The sequence below is a fragment of the Streptomyces sp. NPDC060366 genome (assembly GCF_042725135.1).
Classification (GTDB): domain Bacteria; phylum Actinomycetota; class Actinomycetes; order Streptomycetales; family Streptomycetaceae; genus Streptomyces.
In genome coordinates this window covers 1-14,765 of the sequence record NZ_JBHXDC010000035.1, presented here as the reverse complement: position 1 = coordinate 14,765, position 14,765 = coordinate 1, and the positions used below count along the sequence as shown (strand labels likewise).

At 72.3% G+C, this 14,765-nt stretch carries 12 protein-coding genes and 1 pseudogene; 2 read left to right on the top strand and 11 right to left on the bottom strand.

The window, feature by feature from the left end; translation table 11 throughout:
• Nucleotides 1–2 precede the first annotated feature (2 nt).
• The 7 genes from ACFWHU_RS37860 to ACFWHU_RS37830 form a co-directional block, all read right to left on the bottom strand.
• Complete coding sequence (locus tag ACFWHU_RS37860) at nt 3–1,064, bottom strand: hydroxymethylglutaryl-CoA reductase (protein ID WP_385801091.1); 1,062 nt, start codon at nt 1,062–1,064, stop codon at nt 3–5.
• 15 nt (nt 1,065–1,079) lie between these two features.
• Nucleotides 1,080–2,255 carry a type 2 isopentenyl-diphosphate Delta-isomerase gene (gene fni / locus ACFWHU_RS37855; protein ID WP_387230839.1) on the bottom strand — a complete coding sequence of 392 codons (1,176 nt, stop codon included), beginning with the start codon at nt 2,253–2,255 and terminating at the stop codon, nt 1,080–1,082.
• Nucleotides 2,252–3,406, bottom strand: a complete 1,155-nt coding sequence (locus ACFWHU_RS37850; RefSeq protein WP_387230837.1) for a phosphomevalonate kinase — start codon at nt 3,404–3,406, stop codon at nt 2,252–2,254. Before ACFWHU_RS37850 ends, fni begins: the two co-directional genes overlap by 4 nt.
• Nucleotides 3,403–4,473, bottom strand: coding sequence for a diphosphomevalonate decarboxylase (mvaD, locus tag ACFWHU_RS37845; RefSeq protein ID WP_387230835.1), 1,071 nt, complete (start codon nt 4,471–4,473; stop codon nt 3,403–3,405). Before mvaD ends, ACFWHU_RS37850 begins: the two co-directional genes overlap by 4 nt.
• A complete protein-coding gene (gene mvk, locus ACFWHU_RS37840; protein WP_387230833.1) occupies nt 4,463–5,470 on the bottom strand; it encodes a mevalonate kinase in 1,008 nt (335 codons plus the stop codon). Before mvk ends, mvaD begins: the two co-directional genes overlap by 11 nt.
• Before the next feature lie 242 nt (nt 5,471–5,712).
• A complete protein-coding gene (locus tag ACFWHU_RS37835) occupies nt 5,713–5,898 on the bottom strand; it encodes a hypothetical protein (RefSeq protein ID WP_385801101.1) in 186 nt (61 codons plus the stop codon).
• Nucleotides 5,895–6,527, bottom strand: coding sequence for a hypothetical protein (locus tag ACFWHU_RS37830; protein ID WP_385801104.1), 633 nt, complete (start codon nt 6,525–6,527; stop codon nt 5,895–5,897). The genes ACFWHU_RS37835 and ACFWHU_RS37830 overlap by 4 nt, the downstream gene beginning before the upstream one ends.
• Nucleotides 6,528–6,995: 468 nt before the next feature.
• Between ACFWHU_RS37830 and ACFWHU_RS37825 the strand changes: the two genes are divergently transcribed.
• The gene (locus tag ACFWHU_RS37825; RefSeq protein WP_387230858.1) at nt 6,996–9,005 is read left to right on the top strand and encodes an FAD/NAD(P)-binding protein; all 2,010 of its coding nucleotides are present in this window, start codon (nt 6,996–6,998) and stop codon (nt 9,003–9,005) included.
• Between the two features lie 569 nt (nt 9,006–9,574).
• On the opposite strand, the gene ACFWHU_RS37820 is transcribed toward ACFWHU_RS37825, so the two are convergent.
• The 4 genes from ACFWHU_RS37820 to ACFWHU_RS37805 all read right to left on the bottom strand — a co-directional run bounded on the left by ACFWHU_RS37820 (nt 9,575) and on the right by ACFWHU_RS37805 (nt 14,065).
• Nucleotides 9,575–9,958: a nuclear transport factor 2 family protein gene (locus ACFWHU_RS37820; RefSeq protein ID WP_385801105.1), complete on the bottom strand. Its 384-nt coding sequence runs from the start codon at nt 9,956–9,958 to the stop codon at nt 9,575–9,577.
• A gap of 159 nt (nt 9,959–10,117) precedes the next feature.
• Nucleotides 10,118–11,641 (bottom strand): MFS transporter, encoded by a 1,524-nt coding sequence (locus tag ACFWHU_RS37815; RefSeq protein ID WP_387230830.1) that lies wholly within the window; start codon nt 11,639–11,641, stop codon nt 10,118–10,120.
• 378 nt (nt 11,642–12,019) lie between these two features.
• The gene (locus tag ACFWHU_RS37810; protein WP_387230828.1) at nt 12,020–13,114 is read right to left on the bottom strand and encodes a polyprenyl synthetase family protein; all 1,095 of its coding nucleotides are present in this window, start codon (nt 13,112–13,114) and stop codon (nt 12,020–12,022) included.
• Between the two features lie 30 nt (nt 13,115–13,144).
• The gene (locus ACFWHU_RS37805) at nt 13,145–14,065 is read right to left on the bottom strand and encodes an aromatic prenyltransferase (protein WP_385801112.1); all 921 of its coding nucleotides are present in this window, start codon (nt 14,063–14,065) and stop codon (nt 13,145–13,147) included.
• Between the two features lie 230 nt (nt 14,066–14,295).
• Here ACFWHU_RS37805 and ACFWHU_RS37800 point away from each other — a divergent pair.
• Nucleotides 14,296–14,765, top strand: a pseudogene (locus tag ACFWHU_RS37800) (type III polyketide synthase); the annotation flags it as partial.

Genomic DNA, 14,765 nt, shown 5'->3' with positions numbered 1-14,765 from the left:
GCCTATGCACCCACCTTTGCGGTCGTGTTGTCGCGTTCCAGCTGGATGTGCGCGCGCATGAGTTCACCGGGGTTGGTCTGTGCCGCGAGCAGTGAGAGTTCGCCGCACAGCACCGTGGCCGCCGCGATGACCGCCAGCCGGCGCGCGTTGTCCCCGGGTTCGCGGTCCTCCCGGCAGCCGAGGCGGGTCAGGTTCGTCTCCACGAAGCCCAGGCCCTTGCCGTTGCCGACGGTGCCCACGATCAGGTTGGGCAGGGTGCAGGCGAAGTAGAGGTCGCCGTCGCGGTCCTCGGCCATGGTGACGCCCTGCGAGCCCTCGATGATGTTGGCCGCGTCCTGGCCGGTGGCCAGGTAGAACCCGAGCAGCATGTTCGCGAAGTGGGCGTTGGCCGAGCGGATACCGCCGGCGAGGAGGGTGCCGAGGAGGTTCTTGCGGATGTTCAGCTCGGCGATCTTCCCGGCCGTCGTGTGCAGGACGCCGGCCACCACCTCGCGCGGTACGAGGAGTTCGGTGACCACGTTCTTGCCGCGTCCGAGGATGCCGTTGACCGCGGTGGCTTTCTTGTCCGTGCAGTAGTTTCCCGAGATCGATCCGTAGGAGATGCCGGGAACGGTCTCCAGCAGGTGTTTCAGCAGGACGTCGGAGGCGAGTGTCGCCATGTTGTGGCCGGAGGCGTCGCCGGTGGCGAACTCGAACCGCAGGAACAGCAGGTTGGCGTTGATCTCGTGCCGGATGCCGATCAGCCGGGCGAACCTGCTGCAGCCGCGCACCAGTTCCCGCAGTTCTCCCTCCCGCGCCTCGATGTTCCGTGCGGCCGTGAGCGCGGTCTGCGCGTCGGTGGCCTCCACCAGCACCGAGCGGGTCATCCGCTCGTCGACCAGCGTGGCGACGATGCCCTGCTCGGCCAGCATGGAGACCTTCGCCCCGCGGCCCACGGACGGCCACAGCGGCGACTCGTAGGTGGCCAGCGGGACCTGCGTCTCGGTGGTGGTGACGTTCCCCGAGATACGCAGGGGTCCCACCCACCGCATCGGGACCCCGGCTATGGCGTGTGCGTCGGTCATCGTGTGCTTTCCCTTTCAGTGCGCGGAGCTTCTCGCCGGGACGGAGCCGGCAACGGCGGCGGAGCCCGGGCCCCGCTCCGGGTCCGGGGCGGAGCCGGTGGCCGGGACGAGGCCGGGGCCGGTGGCCGGGACGGGGCCGGAGCTGGAGCGCTGGGCCAGCCGCCGCGGGTCGATGCCCCGGTCGGCGCAGAAGTCACGCAGTTCGCCGTGGACCAGCAGATCGCAGCGGGTGAGATCGGCGGGGGTGCGCGCGCCGAGCATGGTCTGCAGCGCGGCCAGTTGGTCCAGCCACGCCGTGAGCTGCGCGACCAGTGCCGGGACACCGCCGTCGAGGAGGGTGCGCAGGAATCCCGCGGACGAGCCGACCGCGCGGGCGCCGAGCGCCAGCGCGCGCATCACGTCGAGCGGGTGGCGCACGCCGCCGGAGGCCAGCACCGGGATCGCCAGGCCCTGCGCGTCCAGGAGGCAGGCGGCGGTGGACTGCCCCCAGCCGCGCAGGTACGCGTAGTCGGCGTGTTCCCGGCGGCCGTTCTCGATACGGGCGAAGTCCGTGCCGCCGCGGCCGCTGACGTCCGCCGCCCGCACCCCCAGGTCCTGGAGCGCCAGGAGGGTCTGGCGGCTGAGCCCGTTGCCGACCTCCTTGACGATCACCGGGATGTCGATCGCCGCGGCGATCTTCCCGATCCGCGGGCCCCAGGACGAGAACGACCGGTCGCCCTCCGGCATCGGCGTCTCCTGCGCCGTGTTGATGTGGATCTGAAGGGCGTTCGCCTCCAGCAGGTCCACGGCGCGCCGCGCGTTGTCGACCGACGTCGTCGCGTTGATGTTCGCCATGACGAACCCGTCCGGGTTCTCCTCGCGCAGGACGCGGAACGTGCCGGCGCACGAGGGGTCCTTGAGGTAGGCGTTCATGGACCCGGACGCGATGGGCACCCCGCTCTCGCGGGCGGCGGTGGCCAGGTCCCGGTTGATGGCACCGGTCTTGGCGCTGCCGCCGGTCATCGCGTTGATGTAGATCGGCACCTGCCAGCTGATGCCGGCGAAGGACGTCGCCAGGGACACCTCCGGCCGGTCGATGCCGGCCAGGGCGTGGTGGACGAACGACACCTCGTCGAACTGGTTGTGCCCGCTGTGCCCGTGGTGCTGCTCGATGGCGAGCCGGACGTGGTCGTCCTTGCGCTGAGCGCTCATTCCTCGGTCCCTTCCAGGGCGGGACGGACGGGCAGGGGCAGCACCCCGGCCCTCTCCCACCGTTGCCGTAGGTGTGTGATCTCCCGCGCCGCCCCGGCGTCCAGCAGCGCGATGCCGCAGTCGCCGCCGCCCGCCCCGGAGGGCTTGCCCGCGCCTCCGGCGGCCTCGGCGCTGTCGCACAGTGCGGTCAGTTCGGGGGTGAAGATGCCGAGGCCGGCCTCGTCGTCCAGACGCTCCAGCTCGTGGCGGGCCCGGCGGATCTGGTGCAGCAGGCCCGGACCGTCGCCCGTGTCCAGGGCGGCGGCCGCGCAGCGCACGACGTCGGTCGTGCTCTCCACGAACTTCTGGTGCGATGCGGTGCCCCGCCAGGCGCGGCGGTGCAGCGCGGACACCATGGACGCGGTGGAGGCGGGATTCCCCGTCCAGCCGACCTCCAGTGACAGACCGTCGGGCGGCGGCAGCCGGCGCACCGCGTGCCCCGGCCAGGGTGCGCGCAGTGTCCTGTCGACCCCCAGGCGCCGGGCCAGGTCGAGCACCTGGGCCCGGTCGGGTGACCGGTACTCGATCCAGCCGCCCCAGGTGCTGGCGGCGAGATCACCGCCTGATCCCTTGGGGTCGATTTCCGCCGTGGCGAGCAGGGCCAGCCGGAACCGCTCCTCCCGGGACAGTTCCAGTCCGCAGAAGGCCGCGACGGCCGCGACCGTGGCCACGGTCACCGCGCCGCTGGAACCCAGACCGAACTTCCTGCCGTCCTCGTGCAGCCGGCTGCTCACCGACACGTCCAACTGCCTGACCGGCAGGCCGCGTTCGGCCAGCAGCCGGTCCACGGTCTCGATCGCCGACACGACGTGCGCCAGCGCGACGCGCGCCTGCCGCCCGTCGCCGGCGCCGTGGAGGACGAGCCGGCCGTCCTGCCTGCGCCACCCCACCGGGCCCCGGCCGAGGTCGGAGGAGATCACGACATCGGCCGCGTCACCACCCGCCCCGAGCCCCGCCCCGGCCCCGGCTCCGTGACATGTGCCGGTGACGGTGACATGCCGGTCGACCGCCACCAGGATCGCCGGGTTGCCGGGCTCCACCACCGCGTACTCGCCCGCGACGAACAGCTTGCCCGGCGCGCGCCGTACGACCGTGCGCCGCGAGGCCGTCATTCGCCCTCGCCCAGCAGACGGGCGCCGGGGCCCGGCCCGGCGACCAGCACCGTGTCGTCGGGGACGGCGTCGCGTACGGCCGAGGCCACCCGCTCCGCGTCCGCCCGCCGGCACAGCACCTTCACGTTCGGCCCGGCGTCCATCGTGGAGTAGGCCGCGACACCCTCGCGCCGCAGCTGGAGCACACGGTCGAGCACGGTGACCGTGGCCGGCGACAGGTAGCGCACCGCGGGCCGGGCCGCCAGCATCGTCGCGTGCATGCCGAGCGCGTTGCGCTCCGCGATCTCGCCCACCGCGTCGATGTCGCCGCGCTCCAGCGCCGCCCGCATGCCGGCCAGATCGTCCTTGCTGGAGGCGGCCCACGGCCGGAACAGCGGTGACGTGCCGACCGTGCGGCGCATGGCCTCCCGGCTGGACACCGCCTTGGGACCGGCGTTGACGACGGCGACGACCAGCGCCGGGTCGATGCCGGCGGGGACCGGCTCGGCGTACGAGCCGAGGTCCGCCGCCGCGGCCGAGCCGGTGTCCGGGCCGGCGTGCCAGACGGCGAAGCCGCCGAAGAGCGACCGCGACGCGGACCCGGATCCGCGCCGTGCCAGCCGGGACAGCGCGGTCGCGTCCAGATCCAGCCCGTACGCGGCGGCGGCGGCGACGGCCAGGGCGGCGAACCCGCTGGCGGAGGACGCCAGACCGGCCCCGGTGGGCACGGTGTTCCGCGTGTCCACCACCGCCCGCCTGCCGCTGCCGGCCGTCTCCCGCACCAGATCCAGGAAGCCGGTGATACGGCGCAGCGTCTCGCCCGTCGCGGGCACGCCGTTCAGCGCCGCCGTGTCGTGCCCGGCCCCGGGAGCCAGCCGCACCCGGGTGGTCGTCGGGAAGAGGTCCAGCGTCATCGACAGGCTGGACGTCCAGGGCAGTACGAGACGCTGGTCGCGCTTGCCCCAGTACTTGATCAGCGCGATGTTCGGGTGCGCGACGGCGGTGGCGTCTCCCGCGGTGGCCCGCCCGGTCGGCCCGGCCGCAACAACGGCGGTGGTGGTGCTGGTGGTTGATGGTTCAGTACGCATGGTTGCCGAGCCCCTTCAGCGGTACGACCCAGGTCTGTACGGCGCCGGCCTCGTGCAGCTGCCGGGTGACTTCCCGGGCCTGTTCGGGCCGGGTCTGTGCGATCACGCAGCCGCCCAGACCACCACCGGTGATCTTGGCTCCGAGGCTGCCGGCCTTCAGCGCGGCCCCGACCAGCGTGTCGATCCGCCCGGTGCTGAGCCCGGCCTCGCGGAGCAGCTCGTGGTACTCGGTGAGCCGGGAGCCGAGCTCCCCGGCGTCACCGTCGGCCAGGGCCCGCCTGCCCGCCTCGGCCAGCTCCGACGCCCGCCCCACGAACCGGTCCTTCGCACCGGCGCTGCGCCCGAATCCCGCACGCAGCAGCCCGACCGCTTCCTTGGTGCTGCCCGGGGCGCCGCTGTCGGCGATGATGAACAACCCGTCGCAGCCGACGGCCGGTTCCTCCGCCCGGCCCGCCTGGAACAGCAGCGGCCGCGACGCGCCGACCGTCATGGCGTCCACCCCGCTGGCCCGGCCGTGCGCCACGTTCTCGGCCGTCTGCACCAGGTCGAACACCATGTCCTCGGTCAGTTCACGGCCCAGCAGATCGGCGAGGGCGAGGACGACCGCACGGGAGACGGCCGCGCTGGATCCGAGCCCCCGGCCGTGCGGGATCCCGCCGTCCAGGATCACCTCCAGGCACGCCCCGCCCCCCGCACCCGTGCGCGCGGTGAACTCCTCCGTCAGCCGCCGCAGTCCGTCGGAGGCCTGCGTCACCAGCTCACGCGACGCGGAACCGGTCATCGTGAAGGACAGTCCGCCCCCGCCCCCGGAGGTGCCGGAGGACCACCCGGCGCTCGCGGTGACCGTGAGCTGCGGAACCGGCAGAGCCAGCGCCGGCGCCCCGTAGACGACCGCGTGCTCGCCCAGCAGGATGGCCTTGGCGTGCGCGCGGCCGATACCGACCGAACGGGCCCGGCGGCTCTCTGACAACCCCTCGGCTGCGATCGGTGAGGTCAACGCACCCAGCTCCCTCTGTGTTCTCTCATGGAGACATCGCGTGATGACGGGGACCGCCCCGTCCACGGTTGTTCACAACGACAGCGCGGGTCCCCGGATGCGCACGCCGCCCTCCGCCGGGGCACGGAGGTGTCGGCCGCCGCACCGCCCGGGCGAACGGCATACCGCGGTGCGCCCGCCGGGACGGACGACCCGGCCCGCTCCGGCACGGCCGGCCGCGTGGCGCACCGTCGCACCACCGGTCAGATCCTGCGCCGCAGGGCGATTTCGGTCAGTTCCTCGATGTCGAACTGCGAATGGCGGTGCGGTGCGCCGTAGCGGGTGATCTTCCCGCGGCTCACCCACTTGCGGATGGTCGCTTCGGACACCCCCACGGCCAGCGCGGCCACTTTGGTGGGGACGAGCCTGTTGCTCGGTGGCCTGGTCATCGGTCGGCGTCCTCTCGCTGCCGTTCCATGAGTCTCCTGAGACCGAGCCAGTCGGCCAGTTCCCAGGAATGCCCCGCGGAGCAGGTGATGGGCCCCGCTCCCGCGCTCCCGCCACCCCGGGGCAGGGCGCTGATCGTCCCGGCGCAGCCGCCCACCACGCACTGTCTGATGAGCGCGCGGAGATCACCCGGCTCGGGGTCGAGGGTCTGCCGCAACTCGGCGACCAGAGCGTCGATCTCGTCCGCGAAGTCGGGAGCCGAGGGCTGGGCGGCGAGCCACTGCAGATGCCGGCTGAGGAACCGCGCCAGGTCGGGCACGGTCCGCGGCGGGGGAGCGGTCACCAGCTTGTCCACGACCAGCCCCGACCACGACTGGAGAATGGCGCGGATGTGATGACGGGTGTCGAGGACCGAGATGTCGAGATGATCCCCCCGGCCGCGGCTCGACGACACCTTGGTCGGGTTCGTCCGCCTGACCGTCGGCGAAGCCTGGTGCAGGCACTCCTGGTGAAGAGCGGGAAGCGCGCGCAACTGGCCCTCCACCCGCCCCAGACAGGGACCGCAGAGCACGGGCCCGGCGGCGGCGCCGCTCTGACGGGCGTGACCTCTGGGACAGGCCGGAAACGTCATCGAAGCTCCTTCATGAGGCGGACCGCCCCCGGCTACCGCTGTCCATCGGATGGATCTCCACATTCCGTTCCGTGCCTGATCCGTTGAGGCCCGCGGCCCCGCGAGCAGTCCCATTAGCCGGCCGGCGACTCGAGTCCCGATAAAGCCGCGTTCGGGGCCTGCTCGTGGAGACCGCCGCCGCGCGCCGCACGGGCGGCCACCGGCACCGCACCCCGTATCGCCCCTCCCGGCTCCTCGAGTCCGCTTCCAGCCGGAACCGATCCCTGATTGAGCGCCGGCCCCGACGGTGGCCGGGAAGGAGGAACTGTGGACCGTACGCACGGAGAAGAAGGCGCAGCAGGCGCCGGACTCCCCGCAGGACCGCCTGTGACGGCGGCCGCTCAGTTTCCCCCGGGTGAGTCACCCCTCCCCGGACCCCCGGAGTCCCGCGCATCCGCCCCGCCCGCCCCGGACCCGGCCCGTCTGGAGGTGTGCCTCGTCGGCGCGGGCCCCCGGGGCCTGTCCGTACTGGAACGGCTCTGCGCGCAGGAACGGAAGTCGCCCCGCTGGGACACCGTCACCGTGCACGTCGTCGACCCCGACCCGGCGGGCGCGGGCCGGGTGTGGCGCCCGGCGCAGTCCCGCCATCTGCTGATGAACACCGTCGCCTGCCAGGTGACCGTCTACACCGACGCCAGCGTGCGCATCGACGGCCCGGTGGAGGAGGGGCCGAGCCTCTACCAGTGGGCCAAGGCCCTGGAATCGGGCACGCTCGAGGCGGACCGGGAGACCACCCACGACGAACAGGTCCTCACCGAGGCACGCCGTCTGGGCCCCGACTCCTACCCCACCCGCGCGCTCTACGGCTCCTACCTGCGCTGGGCGTTCCAGCAGGTCGTGACCAACGCCGCCGCCCACCTGACGGTGCGCGTCCACCCCCTGCGGGCCGTCGCCCTGGAAGACACCCACACCGGCACCGGCACGGACACGGACACCGGCACGGGAACCGGCACCGGTGCCGCGCCCCGGCCCGGCGGCCCCCAGACCCTCACCCTGGAGGACGGCACCCGGCTGACCGGACTGTCCGCCGTCGTCCTCGCCCAGGGCCACCTGCCGGCCCGCCCCACCGGCACCGAACGCCAACTGGCCCGATTCGCCGCCCGGCACGCACTGACATACGTGGCACCCGCCAACCCCGCCGATGTCGACCTGTCGGGCATCGGGCCCGCACAGAGCGTGCTGCTGCGCGGACTGGGCCTCAACTTCTTCGACTACATGGCCCTGTTCACCCAGGGCCGGGGCGGTGTCTTCACCCGGACCGGCGGCCGGCTGGTCTACCAACCCTCGGGCCGCGAACCGCGCCTGTACGCCGGCTCCCGCCGCGGCGTGCCCTACCAGGCGCGCGGCGAGAACGAGAAGGGCGCCCACGGCCGCCACTTCCCCCGGCTCCTGACCACCGGACACATCGCCGCGCTGCGCGCCCGCCGCGACACCCGCGGCACGGCCATCGACTTCGCCGCCGACCTGTGGCCACTGGTCTCCAAGGAGGTGTGCGGCGTCTACTACGCGCGCCTGCTCACCGCGCGCGGCGAACCCGCCCCGGTCACCGAGGAGTTCACCGAACGGTATCTGCACGCCCAGCCCGGCCGGGCCGAGGACCGGCTCCTCGACGAGGCCGGGATCGGCCCGGCCGAACGCTGGGACTGGCAGCGCGTCGCCCGCCCCTACACCCCCCGCGACGTCACCGGCCCGGCCGCCTTCCGCCGCTGGCTGCGCGGCCACCTCGACGACGACGTCCGCCTGGCCCGCCAGGGCAACGTCGGCGGACCGGTCAAGGCCGCACTCGACGTCCTGCGCGACCTGCGCAACGAACTGCGCCTGGCCGTCGACCACGCCGGCCTGAGCGCCGCCTCCCACCGCGACGACCTCGACCACTGGTACACACCCCTCAACACCTACCTGTCCATCGGCCCCCCGGCGTCCCGCATCGAGGAGATGGCCGCGCTCATGGACGCCGGCGTCCTCGACGTGATTGGCCCCGCACTGCGCGTGGACGCCGACGCGCACGACCCGGCCGGCCCCTGTTTCACCGGTACGTCTGGCGAGACCGGCGCACGGGTGCGGGCCACGGTCCTCATCGAGGCCCGCCTGCCCGTTATCGACCTGCGGCGCACCGCGGACCCGCTGATGGGCCAGCTGCTGCGCACCGGGCAGTGCCGCCCGTACCGCATACCCCACGGACAGGAAGCCACCGGCGACGACATCACCGACACCGCGGGCCACGAGACCGGGGGCCTCGCCGTCTCCGAGCGCCCCTACCACCTGATCGACGCCCGGGGCGTACCGCATCCCCGCCGCTTCGCCTACGGGGTGCCGACCGAGTCGGTCCACTGGGTGACCGCCGCGGGCATCAGGCCCGGCGTCGGCTCGGTCACCCTGGAGGACTCCGACGCCATCGCGGCGGCGGTCCTCGCCCTGCCGCCGGATCAACCCGCGTGAACCGGTCCGCGCGGGCACTCCGCCCGCGCAAAGCCGCCGGGCGTGGGCGAGCGGGCACCGGCCGCGACGTCCGGGCCCAAGGCGGCGGCGCGGCGGGGTCGTTCGGCGGCGCGGCCGGCACACCGGGCGGCTGTCCGCGCTAACGCGGGCGTGGACGCGCGGCCCCGGGGCCGTAACGGACGAACCCACCGCCGCCGGGCGCCTTTTCGGCGATACCGCACAGGCGCCGCGGCCCGGCCCTCACGGCCCGATCCGCCCCGGCCTCCGTGCGAGTGCCCGTCCTGGCCGCCGTCTTGACGCGGTGTCCGGCCACCGGGGGCACGCCGGGCGGCCGTCGAACTCGCGCGCGGGGGGACTCACCGCGGCGTCGCTGCTCGCCACCCGGCCGGGCCGGCCGCCGGCCGGCGTACTGGGTCAACTTCCGTGACCCGGGGCGTATTGGGCCCGGTGGCGGGGTGGTGACTTCGGGCGGGCGGGGCGGGCCGCATCCAGCACGTCGGGCCGCAGATGGGGCCCGCCCCGGTCACGTACACACGCGGCCCTGCGGATCGCCGCGGTGGCGCCGGGCGTCAGCTCTGGGGCGCGCCGGGGGTGATCATGTAGCTCTCGGCGGCGCTGATCAGGCCGCCGCTGAAGGTGAAGTAGTCGGAGAAGAGGAGCTCCAGCTGCCCGCCGTTGGGGAGGGGGACGACGACGGTGCCGTTCACGGCCACGGTGTCACCCTCCTCGATCATGCGCTCGACGTTGTGGGTCGGGCGCAGTGCGCCGGCGTCCTTGTGGACGATGCCGTCCTTGTTGTCGATGGCGGCGCGGAGTATCTCCTTGCCGCGGAAGGCGGGCTGGCCCTTCTTCTCCAGCAGGACGTCGTCGGTCACCAGGGACAGGACCAGCTCGTGGTCGGCGCGGTGAACCCCGTCGAGGTACTGATTGATGATGTCCTTGTATTTACTCATGTCACATTATCGGCGTGACCGGCTTGACCAGCGCTGGAGTCCCGGCGGAGACGCCGGGCGGCCCCGACCGGCCCTGACCGGCCCTGACGGGGGCGGTATGAGACGGCACAAGGACGGCCCCGGAGACCGGGGCCGTCCTTGTACGGGGGGCTGGACGGGTCAGGCGGGCTGTGCCTGGGTGCCGGGCTGCCCGGGTGCGGCGTCCTCGGCGGACTGCCCGGGTGCGGGCAGGGGGCCGCTGCGCAGGAGGAACGCGGTGAGGACGGCGCCGCCGGCGAGGATGGCGGCGGACCACCAGAAGACGGTGGTGTAGCTGTGGACGGCGGCGGTCTGGAGTTCGAGGGGGGTGGGCCTGCCGTCGGTGTTGTCGGTGAGCCAGCTGGTGACGGCGGTGGCGGCGAGGGTGTTGAGCAGGGCGGTGCCGACGGCGCCGCCGATCTGCTGTCCGGCGCTGAAGGTCGCGGAGGCGATGCCGGAGTCCTCGGGGCGGACGCCGGAGGTGCCGGTGTTGAGCGCGGCCGCGTAGACCAGGCCCATGCCGATGCCGATGGCCATGAGGGGGCCGAGGAGGCTGGCGGCGTAGGTGGAGTCGACCTCGATCCGGGTGAGCCAGACCAGGCCGAGCGCGGTGACGAGGAGGCCGCTGGGAATCATGGGGCGGGGGCCGAGCCGGGGGAAGAGCTTCGCACCGCAGACGATCGTGGTCACGAGGGTGGACAGGACCGTGGGCAGCATGGCGGTGCCGGAGGTGAGGGGGGAGTACCCCAGGACGGTCTGCATGTAGTAGATGAGGAAGAGCAGGAGACCGAAGAACCCCGCTCCGACGAACAGGACGGTGAGGTAGGCGCCGCCGCGGTTGCGGTCGATGACGACGCGCGGGGGCAGCAGGGGGTGGGCGGCGCGGGTCTGCCAGAGGGAGAAGGCGAACAGGAGGAGGCCGCCGAGGGTGAGCAGACCCCAGGTGGCCGTCTGGCCCCAGCCCTCTTCGGCGTTGGAGAAGCCGTAGACGATGCAGAACATGCCGCTGCAGGCCAGCAGGACACCGGGGATGTCCATCGGGGAGCGCGAGGTGCTCTGGCGGCTGAGCCAGACCAGGCCGCCGACCAGTGCGACAGCGGCGAAGACCAGGTTGACGTACATGCACCAGCGCCAGTCGAAGGCGGAGGTGAGGGCGCCGCCCAGGAGCAGGCCCAGACCGCCGCCGGCGGCGATGACGCCGCCCACGGCCCCGAACGCTTTGCCGCGTTCCTTGGGGTCGGTGAAGGTGGTGGCCATCAGGGCCAGGCAGGCGGGGGAGAGCAGCGCGGCGAAGGCTCCCTGCGCGGCGCGGGCGGTGATCAGGGTTTCGAAGTTGGGTGCGGCGCCGCCGACGGCGGAGGCGACGGCGAATCCGGTCAGCCCGATGAGGAAGGCACGCTTGCGGCCGATCATGTCGGACAGGCGCCCGCAGAACAGCAGCAGGCTTCCGTACGGCAGGGCGTAGGCGGTCACGATCCACTGCCGGTCGCCGTCGGTGAAGCCGAGGTCCTGCTGGGCGTCGGGAAGCGCGAGGTTCATCACGGTCAGGTCGAGGCCGACCATGAGATAGGCGCAACAGATGACCGCGAGGATCCACCACCGTTTGGGGTCCGCAGTCACTTCCGAGCCCGCCCCGGCAGCGGGGGCCGCGCTCTGTGTTGCCATGTTCTTCTCCTTCTCCGGTGAATCGGACTCACGCGAGGCCGCACAGATAGGACGATCCAGCCGCCGGGTTTGTGAGTTCACCACCCGACCCCGTGACACAGCGTGATCAAATCGTGTCCGTCCGGTGCCGGGGGAGAGGAGCGCGGCGCCGCCGCCGCACCCGTGACCGCCGTCCGGCCGGCAGCCCGGGAAACCGGACCGGAAACCAAAAAAAGGGGGAAAGCCGCGGCCGCGCGGAAAGGGGCCCGGCGGGGACGGGCACGCCCCGGGGGCGTGCCCGTCCCCGCCCAGCGGGCCTGCGCACAGCGGGAGTCCGACCAGACGCGAACAGACGCGAACGGGCGGGCGCTCGGGTGCTCGGGCGGGGGCGGGCGGGTGTTACGAGGTCCGCTGTGTCGCGCTGATCGCCATGGCGGTCAGCTGCTCCTTCGCGGAGTCGGTGGCGCTGCTCGCCCGCAGCACGGCCAGGGCCCGGTCGGTGCGGGCGGTGATGTCGCGTTCGACGTGGTCCACCGCGCCGACGCCGGTGATGATGGCGCGCATCGTGCTCAGCTCGTCGTCGGAGATCTGCGTCCCGATCCTGGCTCTGAGGAATTTCGCCGCGTCCGGGTCCTGCTCGTCGGCGTACTTGAGAGCGGAGGTGAACAGTACGGTGCGCTTGCCCTGGACCAGGTCGTCGCCGGACGGCTTGCCGGTCTCCTCGGGGGCGCCGAACACGCCCAGCAGGTCGTCGCGCAGCTGGAACGCGATGCCGATGTCGACGCCGAACGCCCGGTAGGCGGTGATGAGTCCGTCGTCGGCGCCGGCTATCGCGGCGCCGATGTGCAGCGGGCGTTCCACCGTGTAGGAGGCCGTCTTGTACTGGTTGACGCGCAGTGCCGTGTCGATGTCCTCGTCGCCCGCCGCCTCGGCGGTCAGATCGAGCAGCTGGCCGAACAGGACCTCGGTGCGCAGGTCGGCCCAGACCGGGGCCACCCGCTGCTGTGCCCGCGCCGGCAGCCCGGAGGTACGGATCATGTCGTCGGCCCAGCACTGGGCCAGGTCTCCGATCAGGATCGCGGCGCCGGTGCCGAACAGGTCGGCGTTGCCGCTCCAGCAGCGGTCCCGGTGCCGGTCGGCGAACATCACGTGCGCGGCGGGGGCGCCACGGCGGGTCAGGGACGCGTCGATGACGTCGTCGTGGATCAGCCCGTAGGCGTGGAACATCTCCAGCGCGGCGCAGGTGCGCAGGACCGCCTCGGCCTCGGGACCGGCCTCGTCGCCCCCGGCGCCGGTCCAGCCGAGCCACGCGAAGGCCGGCCGTACGCGCTTGCCGCCGCGCAGCACATAGCTCTCCAGCTCGGCGACCGCGGCCCCGCAGGCCGCACTGATCGATTCGGCCTCGGCCCGGCGGGCGGCCAGGAACTGCCGGAGCGCGGCATCGACGTCGTCCGTGCGCAGAGCGGTCCCACGGCGGGGTCGGGTGATACTCATGCTGTCCCTTCGGTGCGGGCGGACGGGAGGTCAGCTGCCCTGGCCCTCGTCGGAATCGGACTGCAGCATCGGGTTCAGCCAGGGCCGGAACTGGTAGTACGACTGGAACTTGTAGATCTCCTCGCCGGTCGAGGACATGGCGACGTAGTAGAGAAACTTGTCGTCGGCGGCCTGGCGCCGGATACCGGCCAGGAACTTCTCGATCTCCGGTTCCATCGGCACGGGAAGGTCCGCCGGGTCCTTGACCAGGATGGAGAAGGCGGACCGCTCGATCTTCGGGGAGTCCCAGCCCAGGGTGGCGTAGAAGCCGAAGGCCCGCCCGCTCAGCTTGAGCAACTGCTCGCTGGGTTCGGGCAGTTCCAGGTCGCGGAAGATCGACCGGACGCTCTGCGGTGCGAGTGTCTCGGGGGAGAGCGCGTTGAAGTACAGATTCACCGTGCGGTGCCGGTAGTCCATGGAGAACATGGGCATCTGCTTGCCGTCCATGCCGTGCCGGACGAAGAAGTCGTAGTTCTCGGCCACGCTGCGCGGCATGGACGGCAGGTCGAGCAGTGTGGAGAGAGGCTCCATGTCGTCCGCGGGGAAGGCCAGGTACAGCTTCTTGAGGCCGGTGGCGGCTCCGAAGTCAACACCGTAGAAGGTGGTTTCGCACCGCTCCGCGACCTCCAGGAAGAGGGAGGCGATGGGGTGGTCCGTACTTTCGAGCAGACCGTGCGCCAGAGCGGTGGTGTAGGGATCGACGCCGTCGGTGGGTACCGGGAAGCGCCAGTCGACATCGTTTGAATAGCGCTGGCCGGTTCCCATACGGAAAGCGATCGGCGTGTTCGCGAGCACCTCCTCGTACGCGGTCAGAACCGACCGCACCTTGTCCTGCGCGTACGGCACATCGAGCAGCCGAGCTGATTCCTCAATGGCCGAGTAGAGGTCTGCCAACTCAGTGGCCTCAGACATTCTTCCTCCGCGGGTCCGTACCGTCCGTACGGCGCCGAGTATTGGCCAGGCCACTACAGGGCTGGTCGAGTCCGGTCCCACGGCCGGTACGCCGGGAAGACACCCGGCCCGCCCGGCCGCACCACCGGCGTCGCCCAGTGGTTCTCGATGGTTACCCGAGTAGTACCGGAGGTGTGTGGACGACTGTGCAGGTACGTAGTGGCTGATTCCAGAGAAGGTGGATTTCCGATATGGCCAGGCTATGCAAGCCCGCGGTGGGTGTGCCGGAATACGTCATCACGATGGAGGAGACTCTGGAGTTCGCCCGCCGGGCCCACAGTGGTAAGCCGCAGCTGCCCCTCGCTCTGCGCCTGATCAAGAATACGGGGGTCAGGACCCGTCACCTCGTGCAGCCGGTCGAGGAGACGCTGCGGCATCCGGGGCTGGCGGAGCGCAACCGTATCTACGAGGCCGAGTCGAAGAAGCGCACGCCCCCGGTGATCGAGGAGGCCCTGGGCAATGCGGGGGTGGCGGCGCGTGACATCGACGCGATGATCTACGTTTCGTGCACCGGGTTCCTGATGCCGTCGCTGACGGCGTGGCTCATCAACCGTATGGGGTTCCGGTCCGACACCCGGCAGATACCCATCGCCCAGCTGGGCTGCGCGGCGGGCGGGGCCGCGGTCAACCGGGCGCACGACTTCTGCCTGGCTCATCCGGG